Here is a 17,756-nt window from a genome sequence, read left to right as displayed (position 1 = left end):
GTCAATCTTTTTAGCACATCGTTCCGCGCTCCGATAATTTTCACCGACGGCAGTCTGTAAAATAATGTAAATTCGTTTAAGTGCAACCGTATTTCGAAAATCATCAGATAAACGTTTCCGTTATTTTATTATCAAGATTCAAATAAGCCCGCCTGAAAAGAATAAGTCTATTTTGGTCAAACTTTCGGCGGAGTAGTGCGCAACCTGCATAATAAAATTTTTGGCGCGCAGAGTTTCAGGAAAACAAGGGAAAACTGATATATCACACTAAAAATTATCCCTGAAGCCGATAATTTAATAAATCAAATTTTATTTTTTATCTATTCTCACCTCATAAAAATTGCGCCTAAAATTCCGAAAATTGCAAGCATCGCCACCGGATATTCTTTAAAAAAGCGACAGCGCCTGAGAAGCGCTATTCCGGCGGCAAATAGGGCCACCGCCGTTACGCCGTTGTTCCAGGTAGTCATGAAGGGCGAGACTATCGAAAGGGTCAGGAGTCCGGCTACGATCGGACGCAGCATAAGCTTGAACTTTTTGCTCCCCTCGGGGCTCACCCGTTTCAATACGAGAAGGACGGCCGACAGCGCGAGCAGCGGCGCCGCAACAATAGCAAGCGTCGCCGCCGCCGATCCGGCGAAGCCGGCTTCGATGTAGCCGGCGAAGGTCGCGGCGTTCACCGCGATCGGTCCCGGCGTCATCTGCGATACGGCGACCAGCTTGCCGAAGCCCGCCGCGTCGAGCCAGCTGTTCTTCGTCACGAGCTGATATTCGATGAGGGGCAGCGTCGAGAGGCCTCCTCCAAACGCCGTTATCCCAATCTGTGCGAACGCCCATACCAGCTCTATTATCTTCGTCATCCCGCATATATTCTCCCGCGGAGGTACTGCAGCGCGATCACCGCCGCCATCACGAGCAGCGGATGCAGATGGAATACCCCGATCATTGAGACCACGAACAGATATGGCGCAAGGTTCCACCATTTTCCCCAAAGCGCGCCTTTGACGTTATCGAATATCACGACCGAGATGATCGCGCCGGTGCCGGCGAGGACGCCGGCAAAAAAGCCCCTCACCGCGGGCTCGTTCGAATATTTGATTATATAGGGAGAAAGAATAAGTATTATCAAAAAAGGAGGCAGGATAGCGCCGGCGACGGCGGCCAGGCTTCCCGCGAGCCCTTTGTAGTGGCGTCCCATCAGCCATGCGATGGAGACGGCTATAGGCCCGGGCACCGAGGCGGCAAGGCTCACCATATCCGCGAAGGCCTCGCCGTCGATGTCGCGGCGCTTTTCCTGCTCAAGCTGCACGATGCCGAGTATCACTATGCCGCCGCCGAAAGTAACGGAGCTTATTTTGAAAAAGAAGAGAAAAAGTTCCAGCAGACTCATATTTCAATACCCCGGTTTTTATTGCCTTCGTTCGCTTCCTGTTTAATAAAACGCACAGGCAGACAAATTTTCTTCAACCCCTACCAGATATATCAGTAGTATATCACAACACGCACAAAAAGGGCTGACCGCTCGCACCATATTTTTTATGTTAATATTCTATATCCAAGAACATTAAAGTTGTTCGGCGATATGTACAAAAAAGGGGGGATTTATTTATGAGAGCGTTTAAATTTTTCGCGTCGGCCGTCTGCGCTCTTATATTAGCCGCGACGTGCTGCACCGCGCTTAACGCGGGGACGGCAGAAAACAGCGCCGCGTCTGCGATCGGAAGGCTGCTGATAAACGAGCTGGCGCCGGAAAAAATAGAAGTGGCGGTGTCGGAAGGCGTCGAAAAGGCCTGGGTCAGATGCCGCGGCTCGAAGCTCTCCGGCCTCAGGGTAGAGCTTATGGAGCTCTCGGCGTCTCTTGCGGCGAATCCGGCGTTAAAAGAAAGCGCCGCGTCTTTAGCCGAGGTCATCTCTGAATCGAAGGGGCGGATGGTTCTCAAAGAAGAGGACGTGAACGAATATTTCGCCAAGGGGCGAAACGCCGGTGCCTTCTCCGACATGCGCTTCAGATTTCTGCATAAAGGCTTCACGGCTTCCGGAAAATTCGAAAGCGACCTGCTATTCACAAAGATAGAACTTGAGCTCGAAGCAAAGGGGAAGCTCGCCCTGCGCTCCGACGGCGTTTATCTGGAAGAGACGGATATCTCGCTTGAGGGCGTGAGGCAGCCTCGGAGGGTCACAGAGTTTATAATCGGTCGCATCAACCCTCTGCTCTCCTTTTCAAAGATTTCTTTTCCGGTCAGCTTTACATCCGTCGACATAGCGAAGGGGACGATCGCGCTGAACGGAAAGGTGGAAAAAATCGCCGCAGCAGGCGCTTATAAGTGGAGTGGCGCCGATTGATTCCTTTCCTTTTATAATGAGCGGAGGATAAAAATCAGCCTTAAAAATTTTTTGCCGGAATAAAAGCTCCGGCAAAAATTTTGCTCCCCATTAGTCAAGTTTAGTCTAAACAATATCGCTCTTAAGAATGTATAATCTATAATCGTTTGAAAGTGAAAAAACCTTATTTTCTGAATTAAGTCCCATTTACGCACAGAGGATATACACACTTTGTGGATTTCTCCTTCATATCCGCGCTTTTTCAGCATTGCGCCGTTTTTTCGCGCAGTCTGAAGAACGTATGATTACTATAAGCCGTTCTTTTATTTTTCTAAATGCTGTTATTTTATATATTGTCCACATTATTGACAGCTTTACACATATATACCTTTGAGAGCCTATTTTACGAATAAAAAGGTAAAAATCAGCCTTTGTCAAATTTACAGAATTTTCATGTTTATTCATTTTTCCCGCTGATGACGGAGTGAATAAAAAATGTAGAATCGCCGTGTATTTCGATGTGGATATGTGAATAACTTTTGTGGAAATTTTCCTTTTTTCCGCCTGGATGTCTTGACATTTTTCCGCTTTCATACCTCGTTGATATTTTCCACGCCATTTTGCCACAGCGTCGGGCCCGAAAAATTTATCTCTCGTTCTTTCCGCCGTTATGATAAAATCTTTAGTTGGAAGAATATAAATTTTACTCTTCTGTTGGAGTGAACCGTATGGATTTGGACATAATCTGGAAGGAATTCTATAAGTACTGCGTCGATAAAATCGGAAGCGAGGACAAAAGCATAGAAATATATCTTCAGACATGCATGCCCGTCTCCCTTGAAGAGGGGGTCCTCGCCCTTGACGTTCCAACTCCTTTTGGTGAAGACCAGATCAGAGCGCGCTATTTGGATAAAATGAAAAGGCTTTTCGCGGAGACCGGCTTCGGCAGCGACATAAAGCTCGTCGTTTCGTCGGAAAACCAGAACCTTCAGCCTCACAGAGAAAGGGTCGAAACGCCGCGCAGGGCCGACGAAGGCGCATCCAAAAACGGGCTGAACCCCAACTACGTGTTTTCTACGTTCGTCGTCGGGAAGTCGAACAGGCTGCCTCACGCGGCGAGCCTCGCTGTAGCGGAATCTCCGGGCAACACCTACAACCCCTTCTTCATATGGGGAAAGGTGGGACTCGGAAAGACTCATCTGATGCACGCGATCGGACACCACATCGCAGTCGCCAATCCAATCACTAAGATGCTCTACGTCAGCGCGGAAAAGTTCACGAACGACCTCATATCGGCGATCAGAAACGGCTCAAGCGACGGCTTCCGCACGCGCTACCGCGATCTCGACGTGCTGATGGTGGACGACGTTCAGTTCATAGCCGGAAAGGAGCAGACGCAGGAAGAATTTTTCAACACCTTCAACACTCTGCACAACGCTAAAAAGCAGATAATCATCAGCGCCGACAAGCCGCCTAAGGATATAGAGGGCATAGCCGACAGGCTCGTCTCGCGCTTCGAATGGGGCCTCGTGACAGACATTCAGCCGCCCGACCTGGAAACGCGCGTCGCGATCCTTCAGAAAAAGGCCGAGCTGAAAAACTATATGAACATCCCGGAAGACGTCATCATGTTCATCGCCCAGAACATCCCGAGCAACATAAGGGAGCTCGAGGGCTCGCTCAACAGGATAGTCGCGTGTTCGGACCTCAACCATGAGCCGATAAACATCGAAAATGCGAGCATATGGCTGAAGGACCTGATAAAAGAACATCCGACGGGAGCTGTGACTATCGGGCTGATACAGCAGCTGACCGCCGAGGCTTTCGGCTTCTCCGTAGAAGAGCTGCTGTCGAAAAAGAGGACCGCGGACTTGGCGCTCGCAAGACAGGCCGCGATGTATGTCGCGCGCATGAAGACGAACGAGCCTCTGATTCAGATAGCTTACGCGTTCAATAAAAAGGATCACACAGTCGTGATTTACGCATGCAATAAAATAGCGGAGCTTATAAAGACGGACTTGAGGATACGCTCGTTTGTGGATAATATTGTGAATAAGTTATGATTATCGGCGTAAAAGTGGTCTGTTTTTTTGTGGGCAGTTTTAGTTTACGGGTCTAAAGGGCTTTTTTTGTGTATAATGTGAATAACTTTGTGAAAAGTACCTGATCTTTTTCACATCAAAAAATAGCTTTGATTGAGCGATTTTCGATAGTTTTTACATTTTCACACGCTCTACTACGACGACTGCGGTTCTAAATATAAGAAAGTTGTAAAAACAGGAGGACTAACCTATGAAGCTTACGATCAACAAAAAGCAATTTCTCTCAAGCTGGGGCCTCGCGGAAAGAAGCACGTCCGCTTCCGGCTCAGTGAGCATCCTTTCGTCTATCCTCGTCAAGGCTTCGTTCGATTCGGTGGTTCTGCAGGCTACCGATATAAAAACGTCCGTGATATGCGGCGCTTCCGGCGTGACCGTGATAGAACCGGGAGACGCCGTATTCCCGGTCAAGATGGTGAGCGAACTCTTTAAAAAAGCCCCGGGGGAGGAGTTCACGATAGATGTGAGCGAAGGGAAGGTCACTCTGAAGTCCGGAAGGAGCAAATATAATTTTTCAAGCTATCCTGTCGGAGAATTTCCCAAGCTGCCTTCGTCGAAGGACGCTCAGACTTTCTGTGTGATTTCGGCCGCAGACCTTGCGAAGTCGCTGGAAGAGGGGACGCTTGCAGCCTCCGCCGGCGAAGAGTTCCCCCTTTACCTTTCCTCAGCCGATTTTCACATTTCGTCGGGAAAGCTGAACGTGGTGTCGACCGACACGAGAAGGCTGGCGATCTCTTCTTCGCCTGTCGCCGAAGGCGCGGATGCGGCCGCGGCGCTGCTGCCTATGAAGGGCGTCAAGGAGCTTCAGCGCGTCCTTTCGTCGCTCTCTCCCGAATCCGAAGTCCGCGTTCTCTTTGACGACGCTCAGTTCTATTTCAAATCCGACAGCGTGGAATTCGCAGTGCGCAGAGTCGAATCGAAGTTCCCGCCTTACGAGAAGGTCCTTCCCACGAGCAGCACTCTCAACGTAACGGCCGACAGGGGCGAGCTCATATCGGCCCTTGAACGCGTCGACGTCATAGTGCGCGACTACAACCGCATGGTCGTCATGGACGCCGGGCCGGATTCGCCGATGATATTGCAGGGACGCGCGCCGGACTTCGGAAACGCTAAGGAGGAGATAGAGGCGAAGGCCGAGGGCGAAAAGCTCAGGATAGCCGTAAATTCGAAATTCTTCCTCGAATCGCTGAAGGTCATAAGGGATCCCGAGGTCAAGATATCCTTCAACGGCGCGTCCGGACATATGACCGTGAGGCGCGGCGGCGGGGACGATTTCCTCTGCATGATCGCGCCGATAAACCTCACCGACGAAGAGCTTGCGATGTTCGACGCCGAAGCGAATTCGTAGAATGGGGTTCGTCAGGGTAAGGTTCAACAACTTTAAAAACATCGAGCCCCGGGAGATGCGCTGGTTCCCGGGGCTGAATTTGCTTACCGGAGGCAACGGCGCCGGCAAGACGAATATACTTGAGGGAATCAGCATAATCTCCGGCTGGGGGACTCTCGGCAGGGGCGAAAAAAATTCGTCGATACCGACGTGGGAGAGCGGTTCTTCCGAGGCGCAGCTCACCGGAGAGATAGATTCCGAGGAGATCATCAAAGTAAAGGTCGCAAAAAGATTTTTCATCAAGGTAGACGACAAAACTGTCACGGCCTCCGACCTCAGATGGAAGATACCGCTGCTTTCCTTCCTCTCGGACGACATGTCGATAATAGAGGGATCTTCCGCCAGCCGCAGAAGGCTCGTCGATATGCTCCTGGCCCTCATCGTGCCCTCTTACGCGTTCCGGCTTTCGGAATACAGGCGCGGCGTGCGGCAGAAGGCCCTCTTCCTCAAAAAAGGGCTGCCTTCGATGGTCGTGGATAGGGCGCTTCTTCCTCTCGCGGCTTGGCTGTGGAGGATGAGGGAGGAGGGCGTAGGGCTGCTTTCCCAGGAGTTGGAAAAACTTTCCGAGCTGACGCCCGCCAGGATAGAGCTCTCCCTTAAAAGAGGGGGGGCCGGCCTCTGCGCGGACTGCGAGGAAGATTACAGCAGATCGCTTTTTTGCTACAGGGAAAGGGAAGCGGCGCTGAAATTCCCGATCGTGGGACCGCACAGGGACGATGTAGCGATCACCGCGGACGGGCGCCAGGCTTCTTCCGCGCTGAGCCGCGGGCTGAGGCGCCGTACCGCGATAGCGCTGATGCTCGCCGCATCCGACGGAGTGAAGCGCAAGACCGGCAAAAGCCCGGTGCTGCTGCTTGACGAGGTGACGGCGGAGCTAGACGGCGAAGGACGGAAAATACTTTTCGACTCCCTGCTCTCGCGTGATTCTCAGCTTTTCGCGGCGACTGCCGAACCTTTTAGACTGGAAATTCCCTGCGTCGTCCACAAGGTCGAAGGCGGCAGGATCGTCGAGAGCCGCCAAAATAAGTAAAGTGAATTGAAGGTCTTAAAATGTATATCGGCGAGAAATACGATGTGATAGTTATAGGCGGAGGGCACGCCGGATGCGAAGCCGCCCTTTCCGCCGCGAGAATGGGCGCTAAAACGCTGATGATCTGCCTTTACCTCGACAGTATAGCCATGATGCCGTGCAACCCTTCGATAGGGGGTCCGGCCAAGGGGCACATCGTGCGGGAGATAGACGCTCTCGGCGGCGAGTGCGCGGCTGCGGCCGACGCGTCGACGAGGCATCTGCGCTGGCTGAACACGTCCAAGGGAGCGGCCGTGAGGACTTTAAGGGCTCAGTGCAGCCCGCGCCGCTACAGCGACCACTACAGGATGGCCCTGCTGACACAGAGAAACCTTGAACTGCACCAGGCTCAGGCGTCTGAGCTTTTGATCGAAGACGGCCGCGCGGCGGGCGTGAAGATAAAGACCGGACAGAGTTTTTACGCCGAGTGCGTCATAATCGCCACAGGCACATACCTCGATTCAAGGATTTACATCGGCACAACGGCACACAAATCCGGGCCGCTCGGCATGGTGGCGGCGACCGATTTCGCGAAGAGCCTGCGCGGCTGCGGCCTTGATATGGGCAGGCTCCGCACGGACACGACGCCGAGGCTGCATTATGACACGATAGACTGGGAAGCGCTCGACTGCCAGAGGAGCATCGACGAACCGCAGGCCTTTTCTCATTTCGGCGAAAAAAAAGTCTACGACGAGATGATATGCGGCCTGACGCGCACGAACGCCAGGACGCACGAAATAATCAGGAAATACTTCGGCAAGTCGCCGCTCTACACCGGTAAGCTCGGAACTATCGGGCCAAGATATTGCCCCTCCATCGACGACAAAATAATAAAGTTCCCCGAAAAGGAAACACACCCCATATTCCTCGAACCGATAACGCCGGAGGGCAAAGAGGTATACGTTCAGAACTTCTCGACCTCAATGTGCCTTGAAGCGCAGTTTGAAAGCGTGAGGACGATCAAAGGCTGTGAACGCGCACATATACTGCGTCCGGGATACGCGATAGAATATGACTTCGTGATGCCGACGCAGCTTAAACCGTGGCTTGAGGCCAAAGCGGTAAAAAATCTCTTCCTCGCGGGACAAGTAAACGGCACTTCCGGCTACGAGGAGGCGGCGGGGCAGGGACTGATCGCCGGGATAAACGCCGCGCTGCGCGCGCGCGGCGGCGAACCCTTCGTTCTGCGCCGAGACCAGGCCTATATCGGGGTATTGATAGACGACCTTGTCACTAAAGGGACGAACGAGCCCTACAGAATGCTCACGAGCCGCTGCGAATACAGGTTGACGCTGCGTCACGACAACGCGGCCGAGCGCCTCTGCCAAGCGGGGCACGACGTCGGATTGCTTCCCGACGAAAAATATGAAAAATACCTCGCGGCAAAGGAAGCCGAAGAGCGCGAAAGAATCCGCATATCGGAGTACAAGATTCCACCGTCGGAAGAAGTGAACGAAAAGCTTTCAGAGATACCTTCGTCGCCTCTCTGCGAGGGGATGAGCGCCGCCGATCTTCTGCGCCGTCCCGAGGTCGACTGGAAGTTCGTATATGATATGACGAACTCGGCGGCGGAGGAAGAAATATTCGAGAAGATATCCAACGAGCTCAAATACGAGGGCTACGTCAGCCGCCAGCAAAGACAGGTGGAAAAATTCCGCAGGATGGAGCTGCTGAAGATACCGCCCTACATCAAATACGGGGAGCTGACGGGGCTCTCGGATGAGGGACGCGGAAAGCTCGCAAAAATATCTCCGGCGACGCTCGGACAGGCGTCGAGAATCCCCGGCGTGCCACCGACGGATATACAGCTTTTGTGGGTAGCGATAGAAAGAGGCAGAAGGGGCGCAGATGCTGCGAAATGACGCATTCAAGCCGGCTGGCGACATCATAAGGGAGGGGCTGGATAAAACTTCCAGCTCCAAAGAGAGCGGCGGCTGGGCGCGCTTGGCGCTCGCGGTGAAGCTTTCGGAGCTGTGCGCTTGCTGGGAAGAGATCGCCGGAAATCCGCTGTCGAAAAAAAGCGCGCCGGCCTCCTGCGAGTGCAAAGATGGCGCGATAAGGGTAACGGTAAACGTTTCGGAGAGCTCCGTGCTTGCCGCTGCGAAGTTCAGGCGCGCGCGAGTGGAAAGAAATCTGCGGCTTTTCTTGAGGATTGACGACGTTAAGGTCGAATTCCGCGTCGGTCCGGCGTATTCCCCCTCGGCTGCGGCGCAGCCTCTTCCTCCGTATAAGAGGCGAGCTCCGGTGACGCTCGCGGACGCGGATGTGGAGGAAGAAAAGAGGAAATTTCAAGAATCCGGGATGTCGGAAGGGCTTGCTCGGGAAATGGCGAGGGTGAAGCTTTCCGTTGAAAAGCTCGCTAAAAGAAGGAACGGCGGATAAAAAACACTTATTTAAAATTATTTTATTATAAAAATATCTTCACAAAAAATACTTTTCATGATATTATATCCAGAGGGGAAATCAGAAATAAAAAACTACCAAGCGGAGGCAAAAAAATGAAAATAGCAGAAACGATAAGAGACGGAGATTTCAAAGCGGAGAAGCATGTGCCGACGATCGACGCGCCTGATAAGATAAAGGCCGGAGAGGAAGCGCTCGTGAAGGTTATGGTAGGCGAGGAGATAAAGCACCCGAACACACCGCTGCACCATATCAGCTGGATACAGCTCTTCTTTAAGCCCGACAACGGAACGGTGGCGGACGTCGCCAAGTTCTGCTACGCCGCCCACGGGGATACGATGAACCTCGACACGCCTGGCTGCATCCTGGCGGAGCCGGCAAGCTGCGTTAAGATTCACCCGGCGAAGTCGGGAACGCTTATCGCGATGAGCTACTGCAACCTGCACGGCCTTTGGGAGAACTCTAAGAGAATCGAAGTAGAATAGTAAAATTCCGAGTTTTTCTCCGAGGGCTTAAACAAAAGTTTTAGGTACAATATGAAAGAGGGCGGCCGTAAGCAAAAAAGCCGCCCTTTTCTTTTATAAAAAGATGTTAAAAGGCTCCCTTCACAAAGTATATTTTTTCGTCAAAACTGCGATTTTATTGCATTTTCTTAGGAGTGCCAGGGGTTATCCACATATTTCCGATGAAAAACGAGCTCTGTTTTGTCTCTTATAGCGTAAAATCGCCTGCCCTGCACACAGTTACTCACAAAATGTGGATAACTGTGTAGATAAGTTGGCGCAATTTTTGCGCCACTTTAAAAAAAACGCGTTTCACGAGCGTCGGGTATGCTTTTAAACTTTTAACTGGCAGTTCAAAAAGAGAATCAGTCGGAAGAATAGCGCAAGGCTACGCTGGTGCCGTTCCATTTCTCGTTTTTCACCTGAGCGCAGCCCCCCGGAGGAGCCGCTTGGGAAGCTGCGCCGGTGCGGCAGGAGCGAAGAGTTCAGATAACGAGGCGCCGCAATTCGCGCGGGGGTAAAATTTCCGTACAGGACTGACGGCAGTTATCCGCGCGCGTAAACTCAAACGGGATATAGATTTTATTTTTTAGCTGTGCGGCAAGCTTATGCAAAGGCCTGCCTCTCGCCGCCGGGGACCGACGCCGCCCGTTTTCAAGCGGGCGGCGCGCCGCTTTGTCGCGGCTCATTATTGCGCGAGCCAGCGCCTGAGTTCCTCTTCGTCCGCCTTGTTCGCGTCGAAGACAGCTCTGACCTCGGCTCCGCGGCAGGCTTTTTCAAGCACATCCCGGCTTTTGCCGGGGCCGCCTCCGCCGTGACGGCAGAAGGGGAGTATCTCTTTGCCGTCCAGATCATAGTTGCTGAAGAATGAGAGCAGCGCCGCGGGGCAGCTGAACCACCAGACTGGAAAGCCGGCGACGACCCTCTGATAGCCGCTGAGATCCGGCAGCTCCCCCGCAAGCGGCGGCAGTTCGCCGCGCGACTTCTCAAGCCTTGCCGCGGCAACGCAGAGCAGATAGCTTTTCGGGTACTTTTTCACGGTCTCGATGCGGCATATGTCCGCGCCGGCGAGCCGCGCTATCTCTTTTGCCGTCTTTTCCGTCGTTCCCGTCCTTGAAAAATAAACGACGATCGTCTTTTTATCCGCCATATGGCATCGGCCTCCTTTTTTATCGCGCCCGGAGCGGAAGGGCATCCAAAATCCCGGCTCTTCGATATCGGGCGCCGCTTCGTATGTGAATTTCTTATATAGTACCACACGCCGGCGCTATGATGCGCGCCTCGCGCTCTGTTGCGGCATAGCGCCATTTTTCGCTCTTTTTCAATAAAAGCGCGAGAGCATAAAATTAAATTAAAAACACACACAATTGTTATATTGACAAAACAATGTTATAAGCATATCATTTAGTTACTGAAATCACAATATTAGGAGGAAAAGCTATGGTTCAGGTAATTTTGGCGTTGATAGTCGTGGTGAACGGGCTGTTTGCGTACAGGTTTTTCTCAGATTACATGAAACACAGGAAAGAGACGTGGGCGGAGCCGGGAAACAGCGTCGGGCTCGCGATATGGGGCGCGGTCTGCTTCTTCCTTTCAACGTTCGGGATACCGGATTTCGCGCTATCCACGATATTTTACCGTCTGAAGAAGTGGTGCTCCGACGCTAACCTCCCAGGGACGCTCAACACCGAATGCGCGATACCTGTAGCCGTCATGGCGCTCTGCTATATATCCGCGATAGAAGTGGACCGCACGACGCTGCTGCTGCTGATCGTCTCGCAGATGGTCGGCTCTTATTTCGGCCCGCGCCTCGTCGTCAAGCTGCCGGTGCGCGGCATCAGGCTCTTCGTCGGCTTCGGGCTGGTGGCGGCGGCCTTCTTCATCATTGCCGGTAAATTCGGCGTCCTGCCGTCGGGCGGCAGCGCGACGGGGCTCACAGGCGGCAAGCTGGCGCTGGGCATGGCGCTGATGATGATCTACGGCGCGCTCAACAACGCCGGCGTCGGCTCCTACGCGCCGACGATGGCCACGATCTACGCGCTCGGACTCAACCCGGCCGTGACATTCCCTGTAATGATGGGAGCCTGCACCTTCTCGGTGCCGATCGGTGCGATGGAGTTCGTGCGCCTCGGCCGCTACAGCCGCAAGATAACGCTCTTCACGAGCATATTCGGGATCGCCGGTGTGCTCGTCGCCGTCTTCATAGTCAAAAGCCTCGACACGGCGATGCTGCTGTGGATAGTGGCGGCGGTAATACTCGTAGCGGCGGCGCAGCTTCTCTACACGACGCTCAAAACTTCGGCGGAGAAAGCCTGAGCTGCGGTACAATAAATACTGGGGGTGCTTAGTGATGCTTATACTGACAAGAAAAGACATTTTGCAGGTTTTCTCGATGAGGGACGCCATCGAGGCGGACAAGGAGGCGTTCGTGCTGCACACGCAGGGCAAGGCGGCCGTGCCGCTGCGCATCAACCTCGACAACGAGGCGAAGAGCGGCCAGATCATGTTCATGCCGGCCTACGTCGGCGGCCGGCTGAACGCTGGCGGCGTCAAGATGGTCTCCTGCTTCCTCGGCAACAGGGAGAAGGGGCTTCCGGTCATTCCGGCCACGATGGCGGTCATCGACGGCACGACGGGCCTCGTCAGCGCGATACTCGACGGCACGACGTTGACACAGCTGCGTACCGCGGCGATCGCCGGGGCCGCCGCGGATCTGCTCGCCAACGCGGACGCGGCGAGAGGGGCTCTCTTCGGCACAGGCGGACAGGCTCCGGCGCAGCTTGAGGCGCTGATGACGGCTCGCCGGCTCAAAGAGGTGCGCGTCTACGACGCACTGGAGGGGCGCGCGAAAGACTTCGCCGCGCAGATGAAGCCGCTCGCCGATAAATTCGGCACAGAGCTGGTGCCGGCCGAAACTCCAAAAGAGGCCGTGAGCGGCGCCGACGTAATAACGACGGTGACGACGGCCGCAGAGCCGGTCTTCGACGCCGCGGACGTCAAGCCTGGCTGCCACATCACAGGCGTGGGCTCCTACACGCCGGACAAGCGGGAGCTGCCTCTGGAACTGCTCAGGCGCGCTTCGCGCGTCTTCGTCGACAACCGCGAAGCAGTGCTGGCCGAGGCTGGCGACTTCATCATCCCGATGAAGCAGGGGCTCTTCTCGAAGGACGAAATAGCGGGCGAGCTCGGCGAGCTGATCCTCGGCCGCGTCGAAGGGCGCGTCGGCCACGACGACGTCACGGTGATGAAGACGGTCGGCTTCGCCACGCTGGACGTAGTGGCGGCCGCCGAGATAGTCGGGAAGGCCAGGGGGGCCGGAGTCGGGACCGAGATCGATCTCTGATACTGATAACGAAAACGGAGATTTTATATTATAATGGAGCGGGGCTCGCCCCTCTCCATTTATTTTTTATACTATATCACGCTTCTGGAGGCATATCATGGAGGAGAAATGTCATCCGCTGCTGCGTCCGCTAATAAATATCGTAGAGATGATCGGGGCCGCGCTCGGCCCTGATTACGAGGTGCTGTTGCACGACGTTTCGAGCGGCGAACCGCTGACGCTGGCGGCCGCTAACAGCCGCCTGTCGGGACGCGACAGGAACTCGCCGATGTCCGACTTCGGCCGTTTTCTTATGGAAAGCCTTGAAGCTGAAAAGGTCGATTATATCGCCAACTATCCCTCCGAGGCGGCCAACGGCCGGCAGATGCGCTCGAGTGTTTCGCTCATCCGCGACGAAGAGGGCAGACTCGTCGGTTTCCTCTGCGTCAACTACGACATGTCGCGCGCAAAAATGCTCAAGGACATATCGGATTTCCTGACGAAAACGCACCCCATCGCTCTGGGCGGCATGAGGGTCGAAAAATTTACGAAAGCTGCCGGCGAAGATGATCTGCTGGAAAAAGCGCGCAAAAAAATGGGGCGCCCGCTTGAATACCTGAGCAGCTCCGAGCGCCGCGAATGCATAAAATACCTTGACGAAATAGGCTTCTTTCAGCTCAAGGGCTCCGTCGAAACGCTTGCGAAGGCCGTCAATAAGAGCCGCTACACCCTCTACGCCGACCTGCGCGAGGTCCGCAAGGGCTGAGCGCGCCGCCGACGGTTCTATCGCGCAGTGGCAGCGCGTTATCTTGCTTGCGCGGACGACAGGCGCAGCGGCCGACGTTTTCCCTGTTGTCCGGAAGTATGGAAAAATTTTTTAAGTGCTTACTCGCGTTTCGCTATCGCGGCTCCTATGACGAGGGTCTCGCTCCCGTCGTTTTCTATGCCGTGCGAGCGTCCCCTGCGGCAGAGCATTATATCCCCCGCTGCGACCTCGGCGCTCTCGTTTTCTTCCGTGTAAAGCCCCTTGCCCGACATGATGAAGTATACCTCTTCGTTGTCGGCGTGTTTGTGGTAGCCGATCGAAGAGCCAGGCGCGAGCTCGAGGCGCGTCGTCATCGTGAACGCCCCGTTCGTGTCGGGAATGTTTACCGGGAACGAAAGAGCGCTCCCCTTGCCGCTCCCTCCGAGCTTCTCCCTCTTAACGCCCTCGTTCTGGTTTTTTAAGATCATGACCCTCTCTCCTTTGCCTGCGCAAGACGGCGCATATTGAATAAATTATATTGTCATTTCCGCAGCTGTCCATCTTTTTGCTGATAGAAGTGTGATTTTATTTTGATTAAGCTTGACTAAAAGGCTAAAAAAGAGACAAAAAAATAAGGGACGCCGACTGCGCAGAAATCGCGCAACGCGGGCCTTCTTACCCACAGGTTAAATGTTTTATTTTTATATTGCCGCCGTTGCGATTATTTTCGCGGCGATCGCAAGCAGCACTCCCCCGCCGACGTATTCGGCTTTTTTGCCGAATCTCGAGCCCAGCCTTTTGCCGGCGAGAGCGCCGAAGAAGGAGAGCGAAAAAGTTATAGCGCCGGCTAGGAGCGCGAGCAGCAGAGCCGAGCCGCCCGTGCTGCTTATCGAGAAGCCGACCGCGAGCGCGTCGAGCGACGTGGCGAAGGCGAGGATCGCGACGTTCTTCGGCGTCACGGACATATAGCTTTCCCTCTCTTCCCCGCCGCCCGCATCCCTTATCATGTTCACGGCGACCCATATTATCAGAGCGGCCGCGATCCACGGCGTCCATTTGTTGTCGAGGAGGGCGCTCAGATGCTCCGCCGCCTCGCCCCCGGCAAGGGGCATGAAGAACTGGAAGAAGCCGAACGCACAGCCTAAAATCAGCGCTTCACGCAGGGGGAGCCTTCTGCGGCAGAGCCCTATGCATATCGACACGGAAAAAGCGTCCATCGCAAGCGAGGCGGCCGTCGCGGCCAGCGTGCCGAGGTACGCGCCGGTCATTTTGGCGCCGAACCCCTTCCGATTCCGCGCCTGCGGTAGAGATCGCACGCCGTCGCGAAGAGCACGAGCACGAGCGGCCCCAGGAATATGCCGAGGAAGCCCCAGACCATGACGCCGCCGAAGAGCCCCATCGTTACGAGCAGAGTCGATATCTCGCAGCCGCCGCCCGAGGCGCTTATCAGGAAAGGGCGCAGCAGGTTGTCGATCGTCCCGACTATCGCAAACCCCCACGCGAACAAAATCGCCGCGCTCTTCAGGTCGCCGGTCGCCGCGAGGTATATCGAGCCCGGCACCCACACGGCCGCTGTGCCGACCGGGAACATGCCGAAGAAGAACATCAGCATTCCAAAAAGCGCCGGGCTGCTCAGCCCGACGAACCACCAGCCGACGCCGCCGATCAGAGCCTGAAGCGCCGCCGTGATGATCATGCCGTAGACGATCGAGTTCAGGATGCCGTATGTGCGCCTGAAGAAGTATTCGCGCTCGTCGTCGGAGAGCGGCGCCATGCTCTTTATAGACGTTACGATGCCGTTGCCGTCCCTTATAAAGAAAAAGGAAATCATCGCGGCGATGAGGATGTTGAGGATAAGGCTCGAACCTCCCTCTATGACGCTCGCCGAAAGAGAGCTTAGCAGCTTCGCCGACTTCTCCGCGACGAACGAGAGCGCCGCCTTTACCGCCTCGGAATTGTCGAGGAAAGATCTGATATAATCCGCGACCCAGGCCGGCAGCCAGGAAGGAAGCACGAGCTCTCCGGCGGCGGCGTGCCGCTGGACCACGGCGAAGGGCCTGGAAATTTCGGCTCCCATCCTGGCGGCCTCGAGTCCGAGCCCCGATAGCGCGTATACGACGGGAGCGATGCATATCAGCATGAATGCGGCGAGCGTCAGGCAGGAGGCGACGCCGGGAAAGCGCTTTCGCAGCAGCCTGCCGTTTATGAAGCGGTATATCGGCGCGGAAATAAAGGAGATCAGAGCGGCCCACAGGACCGGCGAAATTATCGGCGCGGCTACGTCCCACGCAAGAAGCGCGAAGAGCGCGAAAAAGAGTAAAAACGGAGCGTTCCCGCCTATAACTTTTTTTGATTCTGCACCGGCGTTCATATAAGAATTAACCCTCTCAATGCTATAATATCAATGGTGAACATTATACATCAACACGGGAAAGAATGAGGTGGGGCTCTTGGGTGCACCGGCTGAAAGAATAAATTTCCAGGTAGAACAAAAGGGCGGTTTTTCCGCTGACTTCGAAATGTCGAATAAAACTTACAAAGACGCGGCGCCTGACGCGCAGGCTGTGTTTCAAAAGGCTATAAAAGTCATAGCCATCGGCGGCGGCGGCGGAAACGCTCTCAACCATATCATTTCGCACGGCATCGAAGGCGTTGACATGCTCGCCGTCAACACCGACGCGCGCTCCCTCGACATGTCGCTCTGCGACGCGAAGATCATTCTGGGCGAAAACGTCACGAAGGGGCTCGGAGCCGGCGCGCTGCCGGAAGTCGGCGCGCGCGCCGCGGCCGAATCGATAGGTGAAATACGCGCCTACCTCAAGGGCGCCGACATGGTCTACTTGGCCGCCGGAATGGGCGGCGGCACCGGAACGGGCGCGATACCGATCATAGCCCGCGCCGCGAAGGAAATGGGAATCCTCACAGTCGCGGTCGTCACTAAGCCCTTCTCCTTCGAGGGAAGGCGCAGGAGCCGCTACGCCGAAGAGGGCATAGAGAAGCTTATGCCGGAAGTCGACGCGCTCATCGTCGTGCCGAACGACAGGCTTCTCGACATAGCGTCGAAGGATACGTCGATAATGGAATCCTTCTCTCTCGCCGACGAGATACTGCGCCAGGCGGTGCAGGGCGTCACCGACCTTGTGACTCGCCCCGGCTTCGTGAACGTCGACTTCGCAGACCTGAAGAACATCATGAAGGGCGCGGGGCGCAGCGTCATGGGCATCGGCGAAGCGAGCGGCGAAGACTGCATCGTCAAAGCCGTCGAAAAAGCGCTCGAAAGCCCGCTGATGGAATGTTCGATGCGCGGCGCGAAAGGCGTGCTTCTGAACATCACATTCAAAAACGAACTGCCGCTCTACGACATACAGAGGGCGGCCGACATCGTGGAGAGCGTCGTCTCCGAAGATTCAAACTTCGTATGGGGCTGCGGCTGCGATCCTCAGATAGAAAACGACGTGGAAGTGACAGTCGTCGCGGCGGGCTTCGAAGCGATGGAGGGCGCGAGGCGCGAGCCTGCGCGTCGAACGGCGCAGGGGACGCGTCCCGACCTGGGCGCGCAGAGGATAGAGACGAGGCATACCTTCGCCGAGGCCGCGTCCCGCGCGATGGGGAGCCCCGCGGCGAAAGACGAAGACAAGCCGGCGGAAGAGCCTGAAGAGATTCACCCCGACGCCGGCTTCTGCGCTCCGGCGTGGCTGCTTGAAGAGGACGAGGAATCGGAGCTGCAGCCCCCAGCGGCAAACGCGAAGCCGACGCAGTTCACGGCCCGCTCCGCCTACGACGCTTATGAGAATCCGACTTTTATACGCAGAGGCAATTCCGTAAAGAATCCTTAAATCTAAACTTAACCGTTCAAAGTAACGGAAGGCGCGTTCCGGCAGGAACGCGCCTTCCGTGTATCGATGA

At 55.1% G+C, this 17,756-nt stretch carries 17 protein-coding genes; 11 read left to right on the top strand and 6 right to left on the bottom strand.

Annotated features, from left to right (window positions below; translation table 11 throughout):
* Positions 1-326: 326 nt before the first annotated feature.
* Entirely contained in the window at positions 327-860 is a 534-nt protein-coding gene (locus EH55_RS01800; protein WP_051682549.1) for a chromate transporter, read from the bottom strand.
* Positions 857-1,390: a chromate transporter gene (locus EH55_RS01795; RefSeq protein WP_051682548.1), complete on the bottom strand. Its 534-nt coding sequence runs from the start codon at positions 1,388-1,390 to the stop codon at positions 857-859. The genes EH55_RS01800 and EH55_RS01795 overlap by 4 nt, the downstream gene beginning before the upstream one ends.
* 218 nt (positions 1,391-1,608) lie before the next feature.
* Between EH55_RS01795 and EH55_RS01790 the strand changes: the two genes are divergently transcribed.
* The 7 genes from EH55_RS01790 (at position 1,609) to EH55_RS01755 (ending at position 9,765) form a co-directional block, all read left to right on the top strand.
* Positions 1,609-2,343, top strand: coding sequence for a hypothetical protein (locus EH55_RS01790; protein WP_037974328.1), 735 nt, complete (start codon positions 1,609-1,611; stop codon positions 2,341-2,343).
* 707 nt (positions 2,344-3,050) lie between these two features.
* Positions 3,051-4,385, top strand: coding sequence for a chromosomal replication initiator protein DnaA (dnaA, locus tag EH55_RS01780; protein ID WP_037974326.1), 1,335 nt, complete (start codon positions 3,051-3,053; stop codon positions 4,383-4,385).
* 229 nt (positions 4,386-4,614) lie between these two features.
* Positions 4,615-5,769 (top strand): DNA polymerase III subunit beta, encoded by a 1,155-nt coding sequence (gene dnaN / locus EH55_RS01775; protein ID WP_037974325.1) that lies wholly within the window; start codon positions 4,615-4,617, stop codon positions 5,767-5,769.
* A 1-nt stretch (position 5,770) separates the two neighbouring features.
* Entirely contained in the window at positions 5,771-6,838 is a 1,068-nt protein-coding gene (gene recF / locus EH55_RS01770; RefSeq protein WP_051682547.1) for a DNA replication/repair protein RecF, read from the top strand.
* 20 nt (positions 6,839-6,858) lie between these two features.
* Complete coding sequence (gene mnmG / locus EH55_RS01765; protein WP_037974324.1) at positions 6,859-8,739, top strand: tRNA uridine-5-carboxymethylaminomethyl(34) synthesis enzyme MnmG; 1,881 nt, start codon at positions 6,859-6,861, stop codon at positions 8,737-8,739.
* A complete protein-coding gene (locus tag EH55_RS01760) occupies positions 8,726-9,259 on the top strand; it encodes a hypothetical protein (protein ID WP_037974323.1) in 534 nt (177 codons plus the stop codon). Before mnmG ends, EH55_RS01760 begins: the two co-directional genes overlap by 14 nt.
* 116 nt (positions 9,260-9,375) lie before the next feature.
* Positions 9,376-9,765, top strand: a complete 390-nt coding sequence (locus EH55_RS01755) for a class II SORL domain-containing protein (protein ID WP_037974322.1) — start codon at positions 9,376-9,378, stop codon at positions 9,763-9,765.
* A gap of 706 nt (positions 9,766-10,471) precedes the next feature.
* Here EH55_RS01755 and EH55_RS01745 read toward each other — a convergent pair.
* Positions 10,472-10,933, bottom strand: coding sequence for a flavodoxin (locus tag EH55_RS01745; protein ID WP_051682546.1), 462 nt, complete (start codon positions 10,931-10,933; stop codon positions 10,472-10,474).
* Positions 10,934-11,223: 290 nt separating this feature from the next.
* Between EH55_RS01745 and EH55_RS01740 the strand changes: the two genes are divergently transcribed.
* From EH55_RS01740 to EH55_RS01730, 3 genes are all read left to right on the top strand, one after another.
* A complete protein-coding gene (locus tag EH55_RS01740) occupies positions 11,224-12,099 on the top strand; it encodes a sulfite exporter TauE/SafE family protein (protein ID WP_037974320.1) in 876 nt (291 codons plus the stop codon).
* 34 nt (positions 12,100-12,133) lie between these two features.
* Entirely contained in the window at positions 12,134-13,126 is a 993-nt protein-coding gene (locus tag EH55_RS01735) for an ornithine cyclodeaminase (RefSeq protein WP_037974319.1), read from the top strand.
* A 97-nt stretch (positions 13,127-13,223) separates the two neighbouring features.
* Positions 13,224-13,871, top strand: coding sequence for a helix-turn-helix transcriptional regulator (locus EH55_RS01730; protein WP_037974318.1), 648 nt, complete (start codon positions 13,224-13,226; stop codon positions 13,869-13,871).
* A gap of 119 nt (positions 13,872-13,990) precedes the next feature.
* Here EH55_RS01730 and EH55_RS01725 read toward each other — a convergent pair whose 3' ends face one another.
* The 3 genes from EH55_RS01725 to EH55_RS01715 form a co-directional block, all read right to left on the bottom strand.
* Positions 13,991-14,338, bottom strand: coding sequence for a cupin domain-containing protein (locus EH55_RS01725; protein ID WP_051682545.1), 348 nt, complete (start codon positions 14,336-14,338; stop codon positions 13,991-13,993).
* Between the two features lie 213 nt (positions 14,339-14,551).
* Positions 14,552-15,118, bottom strand: coding sequence for a manganese efflux pump MntP (locus EH55_RS01720; protein WP_037974317.1), 567 nt, complete (start codon positions 15,116-15,118; stop codon positions 14,552-14,554).
* A complete protein-coding gene (locus tag EH55_RS01715) occupies positions 15,115-16,221 on the bottom strand; it encodes an AI-2E family transporter (RefSeq protein ID WP_037974316.1) in 1,107 nt (368 codons plus the stop codon). Before EH55_RS01715 ends, EH55_RS01720 begins: the two co-directional genes overlap by 4 nt.
* Positions 16,222-16,300: 79 nt before the next feature.
* Between EH55_RS01715 and ftsZ the strand changes: the two genes are divergently transcribed.
* Positions 16,301-17,686, top strand: coding sequence for a cell division protein FtsZ (ftsZ, locus tag EH55_RS01710; protein ID WP_037974315.1), 1,386 nt, complete (start codon positions 16,301-16,303; stop codon positions 17,684-17,686).
* Positions 17,687-17,756: the final 70 nt, after the last annotated feature.

It is taken from the genome of Synergistes jonesii (assembly GCF_000712295.1).
GTDB lineage: Bacteria > Synergistota > Synergistia > Synergistales > Synergistaceae > Synergistes > Synergistes jonesii.
The sequence above is the reverse complement of the archived record's forward strand: the minus strand, read 5'-3'. Positions and strand labels throughout refer to the sequence as shown.